Origin of the sequence: Bacillus pseudomycoides DSM 12442 (genome assembly GCF_000161455.1) — a bacterium.
Taxonomy (GTDB): Bacteria; Bacillota; Bacilli; order Bacillales; family Bacillaceae_G; genus Bacillus_A; species Bacillus_A pseudomycoides.
Genome location: NZ_CM000745.1, coordinates 5,252,555 through 5,265,353 on the forward strand (window position 1 = coordinate 5,252,555; position 12,799 = coordinate 5,265,353).

Annotated in this window: 13 protein-coding genes and 2 pseudogenes; 6 read left to right on the plus strand and 9 right to left on the minus strand. The window is 34.5% G+C overall.

Annotated elements, in window-relative coordinates; genetic code table 11:
• A pseudogene (locus BPMYX0001_RS33415) lies at nt 1-213 on the minus strand (BC_2427 family protein); the annotation flags it as partial.
• Between the two features lie 423 nt (nt 214-636).
• On the opposite strand from BPMYX0001_RS33415, the gene BPMYX0001_RS26625 reads away from it, so the two are divergent.
• Both BPMYX0001_RS26625 and BPMYX0001_RS26630 read left to right on the plus strand, forming a co-directional pair.
• A complete protein-coding gene (locus BPMYX0001_RS26625) occupies nt 637-1,452 on the plus strand; it encodes a formate/nitrite transporter family protein (protein WP_018765220.1) in 816 nt (271 codons plus the stop codon).
• A gap of 101 nt (nt 1,453-1,553) precedes the next feature.
• Nucleotides 1,554-1,826, plus strand: coding sequence for an HU family DNA-binding protein (locus BPMYX0001_RS26630; RefSeq protein ID WP_003199316.1), 273 nt, complete (start codon nt 1,554-1,556; stop codon nt 1,824-1,826).
• 329 nt (nt 1,827-2,155) lie between these two features.
• On the opposite strand, the gene BPMYX0001_RS26640 is transcribed toward BPMYX0001_RS26630, so the two are convergent.
• From BPMYX0001_RS26640 to BPMYX0001_RS34320, 7 genes and pseudogenes are all read right to left on the minus strand, one after another.
• Nucleotides 2,156-2,461: a metal-sensing transcriptional repressor gene (locus BPMYX0001_RS26640; protein WP_006097301.1), complete on the minus strand. Its 306-nt coding sequence runs from the start codon at nt 2,459-2,461 to the stop codon at nt 2,156-2,158.
• Nucleotides 2,462-2,668: 207 nt separating this feature from the next.
• Entirely contained in the window at nt 2,669-3,490 is an 822-nt protein-coding gene (locus BPMYX0001_RS26645) for an alpha/beta hydrolase (RefSeq protein ID WP_018765219.1), read from the minus strand.
• A 25-nt stretch (nt 3,491-3,515) separates the two neighbouring features.
• Entirely contained in the window at nt 3,516-4,334 is an 819-nt protein-coding gene (locus tag BPMYX0001_RS26650) for an ABC transporter ATP-binding protein (RefSeq protein WP_003199311.1), read from the minus strand.
• 15 nt (nt 4,335-4,349) lie between these two features.
• Nucleotides 4,350-5,342 (minus strand): FecCD family ABC transporter permease, encoded by a 993-nt coding sequence (locus tag BPMYX0001_RS26655; protein WP_006097303.1) that lies wholly within the window; start codon nt 5,340-5,342, stop codon nt 4,350-4,352.
• A 22-nt stretch (nt 5,343-5,364) separates the two neighbouring features.
• The gene (locus tag BPMYX0001_RS26660) at nt 5,365-6,372 is read right to left on the minus strand and encodes a FecCD family ABC transporter permease (RefSeq protein ID WP_006097304.1); all 1,008 of its coding nucleotides are present in this window, start codon (nt 6,370-6,372) and stop codon (nt 5,365-5,367) included.
• A gap of 19 nt (nt 6,373-6,391) precedes the next feature.
• Nucleotides 6,392-7,357 carry an iron-hydroxamate ABC transporter substrate-binding protein gene (locus tag BPMYX0001_RS26665; protein ID WP_006097305.1) on the minus strand — a complete coding sequence of 322 codons (966 nt, stop codon included), beginning with the start codon at nt 7,355-7,357 and terminating at the stop codon, nt 6,392-6,394.
• 343 nt (nt 7,358-7,700) lie between these two features.
• Nucleotides 7,701-7,793, minus strand: a pseudogene (locus BPMYX0001_RS34320) (exonuclease III); the annotation flags it as partial.
• Between the two features lie 181 nt (nt 7,794-7,974).
• Between BPMYX0001_RS34320 and BPMYX0001_RS26675 the strand changes: the two are divergent.
• The 3 genes from BPMYX0001_RS26675 to BPMYX0001_RS26685 are packed head-to-tail and all read left to right on the plus strand — an operon-like array spanning nt 7,975 to nt 10,208.
• Nucleotides 7,975-8,568, plus strand: a complete 594-nt coding sequence (locus tag BPMYX0001_RS26675) for a bifunctional transcriptional activator/DNA repair enzyme AdaA (RefSeq protein ID WP_018782211.1) — start codon at nt 7,975-7,977, stop codon at nt 8,566-8,568.
• A gap of 4 nt (nt 8,569-8,572) precedes the next feature.
• A complete protein-coding gene (locus BPMYX0001_RS26680; protein ID WP_006097308.1) occupies nt 8,573-9,094 on the plus strand; it encodes a methylated-DNA--[protein]-cysteine S-methyltransferase in 522 nt (173 codons plus the stop codon).
• A gap of 10 nt (nt 9,095-9,104) precedes the next feature.
• A complete protein-coding gene (locus BPMYX0001_RS26685; protein WP_006097309.1) occupies nt 9,105-10,208 on the plus strand; it encodes a DNA-3-methyladenine glycosylase 2 in 1,104 nt (367 codons plus the stop codon).
• A 197-nt stretch (nt 10,209-10,405) separates the two neighbouring features.
• Here the strand turns inward: BPMYX0001_RS26685 and pepT are convergent, their stop codons facing one another.
• Nucleotides 10,406-11,638 carry a peptidase T gene (gene pepT / locus BPMYX0001_RS26690; RefSeq protein WP_006097310.1) on the minus strand — a complete coding sequence of 411 codons (1,233 nt, stop codon included), beginning with the start codon at nt 11,636-11,638 and terminating at the stop codon, nt 10,406-10,408.
• Nucleotides 11,639-12,139: 501 nt separating this feature from the next.
• Between pepT and BPMYX0001_RS26695 the strand changes: the two genes are divergently transcribed.
• Nucleotides 12,140-12,784, plus strand: a complete 645-nt coding sequence (locus BPMYX0001_RS26695; RefSeq protein WP_003199374.1) for a YczE/YyaS/YitT family protein — start codon at nt 12,140-12,142, stop codon at nt 12,782-12,784.
• The last annotated feature ends 15 nt before the right edge of the window (nt 12,785-12,799 follow it).

The window sequence follows — 12,799 nt, forward strand, 5'->3', positions numbered from 1 at the left end:
TACTCCACTCTCTGAAAATGAATTTTCTTCTATTCCAATCCATGAGGAGGCATTTTTTTCCTCTCCACTCTCTGAAAATGAATTTTCTTCTATTCCAATCCATGAGGAGGCATTTTTTTCCATCTTCAGCTCAGTGCTTATTTTATGCTTAGAAAAAATTTTATCTATTGGTTTATTACCGATCGGTTTATTAGCGATCCACGGTTTATTCATCATCAATCACTTCCTAACTGATGAATTGAAACGTTAAAACTATATGTCTATCATTTTTCATAGAATATCCTAACTTCTATCCTCCTGCTTTTACCACGAATTGACAAAATTATTCAAATTATGTAACATAATTTTGTCAACATGATATGCAATGTATATACTTTTTATTCATATTTCATTGTTGATGAAAAATTCTACAGAACAACTTTAAGTAATTTTTACTTTTAATTACCAAGATGAGTAGCATTTTTGGTGTTTTTTGTTTTCATTCTGAAAAAATCTCATCTTCATGTTCTGAGAAAAGAAAACGCTTAATCGAGGGACCTTACTCGTTCCCCCGAATTTATCAATTTAACCATTAATAAGGCAGAAAAACTCATTAATGGAAATAGAGTCATTTATCAAAATATGGAGGGGTTATTCATGTCTGTCTATGCACCACAAGAAATTACTGAATTGGCCGCAAGTTCAGGTCAAAAAAAGGCACTTTTGCCGCTACTACCTATGTTAATTTTAGGTTTTTTTGGCGGGGCTTTCATAGCACTAGGTTATTTACTCGATATTCACGTCATTGGAACAATGCCAAAATCTTGGGGATCCTTTACTAGTTTTCTAGGAGCTGCTGTTTTCCCTATTGGCTTAATTCTAGTTATTCTTGCCGGTGGCGAACTAGTGACCGGTAATATGATGACCGTACCAATCGCTTGGTTTTCAAAAAAAATCTCTTTCTTTAAAGTATTAAAGAACTTAACAATTGTTACGATTAGCAATTTTATTGGCGCTGTATTTGTGGCCTATTTTTTCGGCCACATCGTCGGATTAACAGAAGGGCAATTTTTAGCCAAAACTGTATCTATCGCTCAAGCAAAACTACATGACACACCCATACAAGCATTTGTCTCTGCTATTGGATGTAACTGGCTTGTTTGCTTAGCAGTTTGGCTCAGTATGGGTAGCAAAGAATTCACTGGAAAAGTAATTGGCATTTGGTTCCCAGTTATGACCTTTGTTGCAATTGGCTTTCAACACGTTGTTGCCAATATGTTTGTTATTCCAGCCGCCATCTTTGCAGGGCATCTAACTTGGATGGAATACTTACCAAATTTCATTGTTGTCTTCTTTGGAAACTTAGTCGGCGGTATGCTATTTGTAGCGCTCCCTTACTTCTTGGCTTATAACAAACGAGAGCAGTCTAATAGCAAAACAACGGAATTAAAGAAAGAATCTATAACTGCTTAACAAAAAGAATTTAAGAGAAAACCTATAGTACACTTGTTCTCTTCTCTTTTATACGTTATAATAACAACTTAAATAGCATTATTTACATATGAGGTGAAGATATGAATAAAACAGAATTAATTAAAAATGTAGCACAAACAGCTGAAATTTCTCAAAAAGAAGCTACTGTAGTTGTACAATCTGTAGTAGAATCAATCACAAATACTTTAGCAGCTGGTGAAAAAGTACAACTTATCGGATTCGGTACATTTGAAGTTCGTGAAAGAGCTGCTCGTACAGGCCGTAACCCACAAACAGGTGAAGAAATGCAAATCGCAGCTTCAAAAGTACCTGCATTTAAAGCTGGTAAAGAACTAAAAGAAGCAGTAAAATAATAAAAAATAGCCTTCTCGCTTATGAGAAGGCTATTTTTTATGTTTAAAATGTTATATTCTTCGTTTATGCTCTCTAATTAATGAAATTAACTCCATCATAAAAAGACTCGTCAAACTTATAATCCTAATTGGATAATTAATAAAAGCCCTTCCTACCCCTTCATGTGAGCTAAATAACATTGGAACTACCCATGGATAAACAACATTTCCAGGTACATTTACTAAAATTAAATTTAGAAATAACACTGTGCATAAAAGTATCAACACAGATAAAAAACTTTTCCATGAAAAAATAAAAAACAAGCTAGATCCAATACTAGCTTGTTCTATCACGCTTTTGAGAATCGTTCAAACACTTTCATTAATTCTCCAATTGCTTCGTCTCCATTACCATCTTTAATAGCATTAGAAACACAATGATTTGTATGATTTTTAAGTATCCCCATACCAACCTTCTTCATTGCAGCATTAATAGCTGAAATCTGCACTAAAATATCAACACAATAGCGATCATTTTCAATCATATTCTGGATACCACGTACTTGCCCTTCAATTCTCTTTAACCTATTCATGATTTGTTCTTTTTCTTTATCCGATCTATGGGTAGTAACCTCTGTTTTTTCATTATAATCCATTTTATCACCTTCTTAAAGTTTATCCCCATCCATAGGGAACAATGCCCCCATGAGTATACCAATTATAGCATTAAACTTACATATGGTGATACCCTATATAAGAATCAAATAACAACCTATATCCTCTATTTATTCGTTACTTATAGGACAAAACTCAACTACGAAAGCAATTCCCACACAAATTCACTTCTACTAAAAAAACAACGATTAGAATAAATTGCTTACAAAGCGCAGTGCCTTACTTAAAACAGTTGGCACTACTGATGCATGATTCTCTCCCTCAGCTTCATAAAATGCAAATCGAAACTTATTATGTTGCAAGTTCATTAAACGCTCAGATAATGCATTTGCATCTTGAACCATATGATCTCTTTCTAATGCTCCCACTGTCAGAAAGACTCCGACTTCAGAACTCGCTCTACTCAGTTCATTTATAAACGTTGCTTCCTTTTCAAGAACAGACTTATTATTCCACCAAATCGATGGGCTACTGATGAAATAATTTTGAAAGGCGTTTGTATTTGTAAACAATACATGTAAAGCGAATAATCCACCAAGCGAATGTCCAAATATTGTTTGTTTTTCTTTATCAATCTCAAAATTCTTTTCAATTTGCAGCTTCAATTCATCTTGAATAAATGCTAAAAACTCACTTGCTCCTCCTGACTTAGGCCATGGTTTCCCATCAGGTTTCGGCGGTGCATCCACCGAAGGCGAAGAAGGGGTAAAATCGTAGCACCTTTCAGAAGCCGCAAAAACTCCTTCGATTGGATAACCAACACCAACAATAATTGATGGCGCAACCCCTGTTTTTTCTACTCTTACCGATTGAATGTTCATAGCTTCTTGAAACGTTTGAAAAAATGCATTTCCATCTAATACATAAATCACGGGATATCCAGAGTCTGGAGCAGGTTGCTTTGGCTTCGAAATATAAATTTGATACTCACGATTCCCTAGTCTCGAATACATCTTCCATTGCTCTATATTCGAAATAGTAACATCCGTTTTTTCAATACTAGTATTCATGTAATTCTCCCCTCCTTTTATCATTTTAGCTAGTTACATATATTTCAGTATTTTCTTCTTGGAACACACTATCATAACCGAAACATACAGGAGCCCCATTATACGGGTCTATCATGACGCGTGCATCAATATGAAATACATTTTTCAGCACTTCATTCGTAATAATTTCTATTGGGTTTCCTATTGTAACAATTTGCCCCTCCTTCATTGCAATAATTTCATCAGAAAATCTTGCTGCATGATTAATATCATGCAGTACCATAACTACCGTACAATTATGCTCCCTATTTAATCGTTCAACAATTTGCAATACTTCTAATTGATGAGACATATCAAGATATGTAGTCGGTTCATCTAATAATAGAACTTCCGTTTCTTGTGCTAATGCCATCGCTAACCATACTTTTTGTCTTTGTCCACCGGATAAATTTGCAATTTGGCGTTTGCGAAAAGCAGTCGTTTTTGTAATATCCATCGCCCATTCAATAATTTCTTTATCTTTAGATGATAATTTATTTACATTGTTTCGATGTGGATAGCGTCCATAAGAAATCAATTCTTCTACCTTAAGCTCTCCCGGAGCAATTGGGTTTTGCGGAAGTAATGCTAGCTGCTTCGCAATTTGTTTTGTAGGAATTGTATGTAAATCTTGTCCTTGTAAATATACCTTACCACTTTTTTGTTTTAAAATTCGGCCCATTGTTTTTAACAATGTAGATTTCCCGCATCCATTTGGTCCAATAATTGTCGTTACTTTTCCTTCTTGTATTTCTACATTTAAATCACGAAACACCGTAAATTTTTCATAACTCGTTTCTAAATTCTCAGCGCTTAGAACCTTCACTTTCTATCACTCCTCTTACGCCTTTGCTTTGTATAACAAATATAGGAAATATGGTACACCAACAATCGAAATTACAATCCCAACTGGTAATTCAGCTGGTACAAAAACAGTTTTTGCAATAAAGTCCGAAGCAATCACGAGTAACATTCCAATTGCACCGCATACAGGAATTACATGATTATGATGAATGCCGACCAGACGTTTCGCAATATGTGGTGCCATTAGACCAATAAATCCGATGCTCCCTGAAATAGAAACACATGCACTCACTAACCCAATACTACTTAATAATAAAATCGACTTTTCTCTTTCTACTGAAACTCCTAAACTTGTTATACTCGTCTCTTCCAATTGAAATAAGTCAAGTAAATACGCTTTTCTTTTGATAATTGGAATTAAGATAATGAGCCATGGCAACATAGCAATAATATACTTCCAGTTTGCATTATATATACTTCCCGAAACCCACACAGCTGCCATTTCAAAGTCAGTTGCTTTCATCTTCAATGATAAATACATAGAAAATGCTCCGAAGCCTGAACCTATCGCAATCCCCGTTAACAAAAGACGCTGTGAATCTAATTTTCCATTTCGCCAAGAAAACATATAAATTAATATAGCAGCACCTAGCCCGCCCACTAGACCAAACAACGGCATCATCATAATAGAAATCCAATCTGTGCTTTTCATTTGTCCTTGGAAGAAAAACATAAAGATCACAATTGCAGTACCCGCTCCCGCATTAATCCCTAAAATGCCAGGATCAGCTAAACCATTTCTTGTAACCCCTTGAATAACAGCACCTGCAATCCCAAGACCTAATCCTACTAATCCTGCGATTACGATTCTCGGAAGCCTGAAATCAAATATAACTAAATCATGTTCAGGTACAGGATCAATTCGAAATAGCGTTCGAAATACATCTGTAATCGTAATATCAAACGTACCATTCGTTAAACTAATATAAATTGCACTCAAAATTAAAAGTATGATAATACTCATTGTCATTACATAACGCGACAGTGCATCTCTAAGCATGCTTCTCCCCTCCTCTTGTTCTAATTAAATAAAGGAAGAAAGGAATTCCAATTAACGAGGTAACGACCCCTATTGGCGTTTCAAATGGATAATTTACAAATCTACTTAACACATCACATAAAGCTAGAAAAATACCACCAATTACACCGGCACAAGGTACAATCCATTTATAATCTACCCCGATTAAAAAGCGAGTAATATGAGGAATAATGAGTCCTACAAAACCAATTTTCCCGACTAAAGCAACCGCAGTACCTGTTAAAAACACAACGGATAGAATTGCAGTAGCTTTTACAAGCTTTGTACGCTGTCCTAAATTAATAGAAACCTCTTCTCCTAACGAAAGAATCGTAATAGATTTTGAAATTAGAAGGGATAAAATAATGCCAACTATACCGAAAGGAATTGTTAACTTAAGTACATTCGAATCCACTTGATCTAATCTTATGTTATACCAAAAACTAATATTTTGCGAAACTTGAAAATAGGAAGCAATAGCTGCAGAAATACTACTTAAAAACGTCCCTATAACAGTTCCTATAATCGCCAATCGAACTGGTGATAATCCATTCCGAAGCAGTGAACCAAAACCAAAAACAATTCCTGCCCCTAATGCCGAGCCAAGCATAGAACATAAAATCATATTTACTGAAGACATTCCTGGAAGAAATACCATACACATCGTAATCACAAAAGCTGAGCCATCCGTCACACCCATAATAGAAGGGGATGCAAGATAGTTTCTTGTCATCCCCTGCATAAGTGCTCCTGATATGGCTAGAAAAGCTCCAACTAAAAGAGCTGCAACTACCCTTGGTAAACGAGAAGTAATAATAATATTATGATTTACATTTCCTGAATCAAAATGAAACAGTGCATTCCAAGCTGTTTCAAAATCGATATTTTTTGCCCCATATAAAATAGATAGCATAACTGTAAATAAAATAAATATGGGCGCTAAGCATAAAATTATCATTGGTACTGCATTTATTTTCCGCATATCATTCAACGCACCTTACTTATTTAGATAAATTTTTCACTACTTCTTTTAAAAATGCTGTTTTACTCCAAGCAGTACCACCTTGCGCGATTGGATCAACAGTATTTACAAATACTTTTTTATCTTTTACGGCATTCATACTTTGCCAAATTGGATTACTTTCTAATTCTTCTAACACTTTTGGTTTATCATTTTCGCTTGCCTCATATTGCAAGAATACATAATCTGGATTGACTTCAGCCAGTTTTTCTAAAGAAATTTTTTCTTGTGCTTTTACAGCTTTAATTTGTTCTGGAACAGTTAATCCTAAATCTTTATAAATTACAGGATTGAAGTATACTCCTTCTGGATAAAGGTATAAGTTATTCGCTCTTAGTCTTATTACAAGCACCTTTTTATCTTTTAACTTATCTCCAATCTTTTCTTTTGCTTTTGCAGCATCAGCTTTATAATCTTTAATAATTTTTTCTGCTTTATCTTTTTTACCAGAAAGTTCTCCCATCAGCTTTAAATTATCTTCCCAATCTGTTGAAACATGTGATATTGGGAACGTTGGAGCTACCTTCGTAAACTTTTCACTGGCCTCTGGTGGGAATTTCGTACTAGATGTAATGACATCTGGTTTTAATTGAAGTAATGTTTCAAAATTCGGTTGCATTTTCTCTCCGATAGATTTTGCACCTTCTAAATCTTTCGCAACGTTCGCTGGTAATTTTCCACCTATAGTAATTGCTCCTACTGGTTTAATACCAAGTACCGCCGCATCCTCCATTGATTCTAAACTAGCAGTTACAATGTTCGTTACTTTCGCGGGTACTGTATATTCTTTTCCTAGATATGTAATCTTTCGTTTCTCATCTTTTTTCGTTTCAGTTGCTTTTGATTCTTGTTTTTGTTCTCCTGAACTTTTATCTGCACTGTTACATGCTGCAAGACCTACGCTTAATACTGTGACCATTCCTAGTGTAAATAATTTCTTATTCATGTCTATAAATACTCCTCTCCAAATTTGCAATCTTTAAATATAGTATTTTAGTGAAATACTCTTTCCATGTATCCCCTTACAATACATCTATTTAAAATTAAAACTCATTTATTTCACTTCCCCTAATAATAAATTATCTTTTTCCTATCTATTGATAATGATTATCGTTATTAAGTATATAGTTATAAATGAATTATTTCAAGAATGATTTGAAAAATTTTAACAAAACAAATAAAAAAACAGTATCTATCCTTCATCCAAGATAGATACTGCTTTTTTATTTTTTCTAAAATTCCATATGTAATTCAACAGGACAATGATCTGACCCCATTACTTCACGATTGATTTTCGCATCCGCTTCCTCTAAGTATTCTATAAAACCACCTTTTGCAATAACTGCTCGTAAACCATTTACATTCCACGAAATAAATTTCACTTTTTGTTCCCCCTCTTGATGTCATAGCATTAATACTCGCCTCATATTTTTATTTTCTGCTTACATGCTAACACAAAATAAAGAGACTATCATTTTTTCACCTTTGTAATCTTGCTCTTACATTCGTAAATGCGTACATGTGTACTTCGTTCAGGGTATACTAATTTCGGAGGTGATCCATATGCAAAATGAGAAATTACAATTAGAAACAAGTGTAAATAATTTGACGGATGAACATTGGCAAGCCATTATACACAACGATTCTTCTTATGATGACAAATTTTTTTACGCTGTAAAGACAACTGGTATTTTTTGCCGACCATCATGTAAATCTAGAACACCAAACAAAAATAATGTGCGAATTTTCCTCAATGCAAAACAAGCATTATCCGAAAGGTTTCGTCCGTGTAAACGTTGTAAGCCAAATGGAATCAAGTTACCTGATGAAGACTGGGTAACACAAATTACAGCGTATATCAATAAACATTATCGTGAAGCATTAACTCTCGAAATACTTGCAGATATGTGTCATGGCAGTCCTTATCATTTACAGCGTACTTTTAAGCGAATGAAAGGTATCACTCCACTAGAATATATACAACAAATAAGGGTTGCTAAAGCTATGCACTATCTTGCGGATACAAATCTAACAATTATGGAAATTGGTTTTACTGTGGGTATACCCAACACTGCACATTTTGCAACATTATTTAAAAAGAAAACGGGATATACCCCTACTGAATATCGAAAAATGAATCCTATAAACGAGGTATAATAACATGGAAGCTAAAACAAACCAAATTATATATTGGACGCTATTTGTTCATGAAAATTGGCATATGTATATTGCCGCAACATCAACAGGATTATGCTTTGTAGGATCTCAACATCAAGCTTTTGAAGAATTAGCCACTTGGACGAAAAAACGTTTTCCGAAACATACTTTCGTTCAAGAACCCTTAAAGCTAGAACCGTATGTTCAAGAACTAGTAGAGTATCTAAAAAAACAACGTGAAGTATTTACATGTCCTATTGACGTTCACGGAACGCCTTTCCAATTAACTGTTTGGAATACATTACGTGAAATTCCTTATGGAAAAACCTATTCCTACTCAGATATTGCACAGCTTATTCAAAAACCAAAATCAGCACGTGCTGTTGGTACCGCGATTGGAGCCAATCCTCTATTAATTACAATCCCTTGCCATCGTGTGATTGGGAAGAATGGGAAATTATCTGGTTTTAGAGGTGGTTTAGCAATGAAAAAAGAATTGTTAACATTAGAAAAAATATTACTGTAGGTGGTTGAAAATGAAGAATGTTACAATTCCTCTTGAATGGGATGCTCCTTATTTTATAGGTAACAAAACAACGAAAAACTACTGCTTCCCTTGGTGCGAACAAAAACAGTCTCCAAGAAACAATCGAAAATTTAAATCTAGAAAAGAAGCGGAACAAACTGGTTATCAGCCTTGTAAAAATTGTTGTCCTGAGCTTCCATATACAGCGTGGAAAGATGAAAATGACAGCATAACATTAATTGTTCCGAAAGAATTTAGCTTTAAACAAAATTCACACTATCTTTCACGTTCCAAAAATGAATGTATGTTTCACATTGAAAATAATAAAATTTATAGAGTCATTCCGATTGAGGGAGAAAACCCATTAATCGAGACAAGTGTAAATGATGAGGGGAACATCCATGTTCGCTTTTTAGGTGGTGAGACGCCACCTGAGAAATGGGTTCGCGCTACAGTAGCGAGATATGTAAGAGAATGGTTTGATTTAGATACGGATCTAACTCCATTTTACGATTTAGCAAAAGACGATGTACTTCTGTCTACACCAATCAACGAATATTACGGACTCCGTAATATGGGAATCCCTGATTTATTTGAGGCACTATGTTGGGGTATTCTTGGTCAACAAATTAATCTCACATTTGCATATACGTTAAAAAGACGATTTGTTGAATCCTTCGGCGAACATATCGAATGGAATGGACAGAAATATTGGATATTCCCATCACCAGAGGTCATCGCAAATCTAACAGTAAAAGATCTAACAGAATTAAAAATGACTACGAGGAAATGTGAATATCTTATTGGTGTCGCAAAACTCATTACACAAGGCAACTTAAGTAAAGAATCGTTCATAAAAAGCAACCTAAAAGATGCTGAGAAAACATTAACCGACATACGTGGTATTGGACCATGGACAGCAAATTATATTTTAATGCGTTGTCTAAGATTCCCTTCCGCTTTTCCAATTGATGATGTTGGCCTACATAATGTGATCAAACTTTTAACAGGATCAGATCATAAACCAACAAAAAAAGAAATAAGAGAGTATGCTTCAGCATGGAAGAATTGGGAATCCTATGCGACCTTTTATTTATGGCGAGTTCTGTATTAAATTCTTCAGCACAACAATAGATAGGTTCATTTCAATAAATAAAACCCATCTATTGTTCATATTATAAAGTGAAACCAGGAATTATATTCCCTACTGATATCTACTAACGTGAGAATGCCAAATGCAATTACAAGTAAGTATATCATTGAGCAATTAAAAAGAAATTCAGATAGTCTTTTTTCACTACCTGGATTTTTTTATGCCTGCTCTTCAAATAATCGTGCTATTTCTATAATAACCTGAACAGCTTTTTCCATATTATCTACAGAAACGTATTCAAATTTACCGTGATAGTTTTCCCCACCAGTAAAAATGTTTGGCGTCGGCAAGCCCATATATGATAATTGAGAGCCATCGGTCCCCCCGCGGATTGGTTGAATATTTGGTTCAATATCTAGAGTTTTCATCGCTTCATACGCAATATCAACAATTTCCCTGACCGGTTCAATTTTCTCAAGCATATTGTAATACTGATCATTCATCTCAAGAATGATATTTTCTTCACCATATTTTTCTTTCATCTGTTTCGTAATATTCGTGATTGCATTTTTACGAGTCTCGAAGTTATCACGATCAAAATCTCGAATAATGTAATGAACTTTATTTTTCTCAACATCACCATTTATAGAAATAAGATGATAGAAACCTTCATACCCCTCTGTATATTCAGGTGCCTCTTCTACTGGTAACTTCGCATGAAACTCCATCGCTAACTTACTTGCATTTAGCATTTTATTTTTTGCTGTTCCAGGATGCGTATTATTTCCTTTAAAAGTAAGTTTTGCACTTGCAGCATTGAAGCTCTCATACTCCAATCCTCCAAGCGGACCTCCGTCCATTGTATAAGCAAAAGATGCTCCAAAAGCTTTCACATCAAAGTGAGATGGTCCCCGACCGATTTCTTCATCAGGCGTAAATGCCACTCTAATCTTTCCATGTTTAATTTGTGGGTTATGTAATAAATAATTCATAGCCGTCATAATTTCTGTAAGGCCTGCTTTATCATCTGCACCAAGAAGTGTTGTTCCATCCGTCGTAATCAGGGTATGCCCTTTATATGATGGCAGTTCTGGAAACTGCTCTGGTGTTAAAACAACATTCAATTCCTGATTTAATGTAATTGCCTTCCCATCAAAATCCTCATGAATTTGCGGTTTCACATTCTTTCCTGTAAAATCAGTTGCTGTATCTAAATGAGCTAAAAAACCAATTACAGGAACATCCTTTTCCGTATTGGCAGGAAGCGTTGCCATGACATATCCATTTTCATCCATCGTTACTTCTGTCAAACCAATTTTCTTTAATTCTTCAACTAGTAATTTTCCAAACTCAATTTGCCCCGGTGTTGATGGTACTGTATGACTTTCTTCATTCGATTGTGTATCTACCTTCACATATCTTGTAAATCTTTCTATAAGCTCTTGTTTCAAATTATTTCACTCCTTTTTCATGAACCTCTCTTTATTATAATCCTCATGGTGAAATTTTTTAAAGTTTTTGACTGTAACCATGTCGTTTTTTCATTACTTTTAGTATTTCGCCCCCATTAAAAAGCGTATGTTCTCCCTTGTTTGAAGATATAAAAATATATACTTTCCTCTTAAAATAGTAACAGATCTTATATAGATTTTTTTACTGTAAGTACAAACCAATACATTATCCCTATTTATAAAATCAAAAATATTCATTTTACTAATGAATGATATTTACATAATATACAAACTAACAAATAGCTTGAAATAAGTATATTATCAATAGTACTCGTCTGTTCACTGATAACAACCCCTATATTAAAAGTAGTTTCACCTTTTGATTACTACACACACATAAAAACTAAAATTATTCATTTTCATTAAAAAGAAGAAATATTTGTATAATTAAATTTCCACATGTAATATACGTAATTATATATAATATTAGGGGGATTAAAGATGGGACTCACACTCTTTCGGTATTTTCTTTTTTTCTTAGGGTTAACTTTCTTTGGACTCGGAAACGCCATTGCGGTAAAAGTTAAATTCCTTGGTCTGCATCCATGGGAAGTTCTGAATATGGCACTCTTTCAGCGATTCGGATGGACAATCGGCACATGGAGTGTTATATGCGGTTTATTTCTCGTTCTGGTTTCTTTAGTAGTAGATCCAAAATACATAAACGTAGGGACATTCTTAAATGCACTGCTAATCGGTCCTATTATGGATTTTTTCTTGAGATTGAATATCCTTCCTCATGCTACTCAGTATTTATGGATAAATCTTCTTATTTTACTTGCTGGAATCATAATTACAGGCATTGGAGGTGGCATGTATGTCGCCGCCGGAATTGGTGCAGGACCGCGGGATGGATTTATGCTTGCCATTTCGGATAAAACTGGATTATCTGTAAGTCGTGCTAGAATCATTGTGGAGAGTATTGTGCTTGTAATTGGATACATTCTAGGAGGTCCCGTTTTCATCGTAACATTCTTATACACTTTTATCCAAAGTCCAATATTCCAGCAATCATTTAAAGCATTTCAAATGTTTTTAAATACTTTAGAGAGGAAAAAGAAAGACCACATTAGTGCGAATTTATAAATATATAAAACTTAA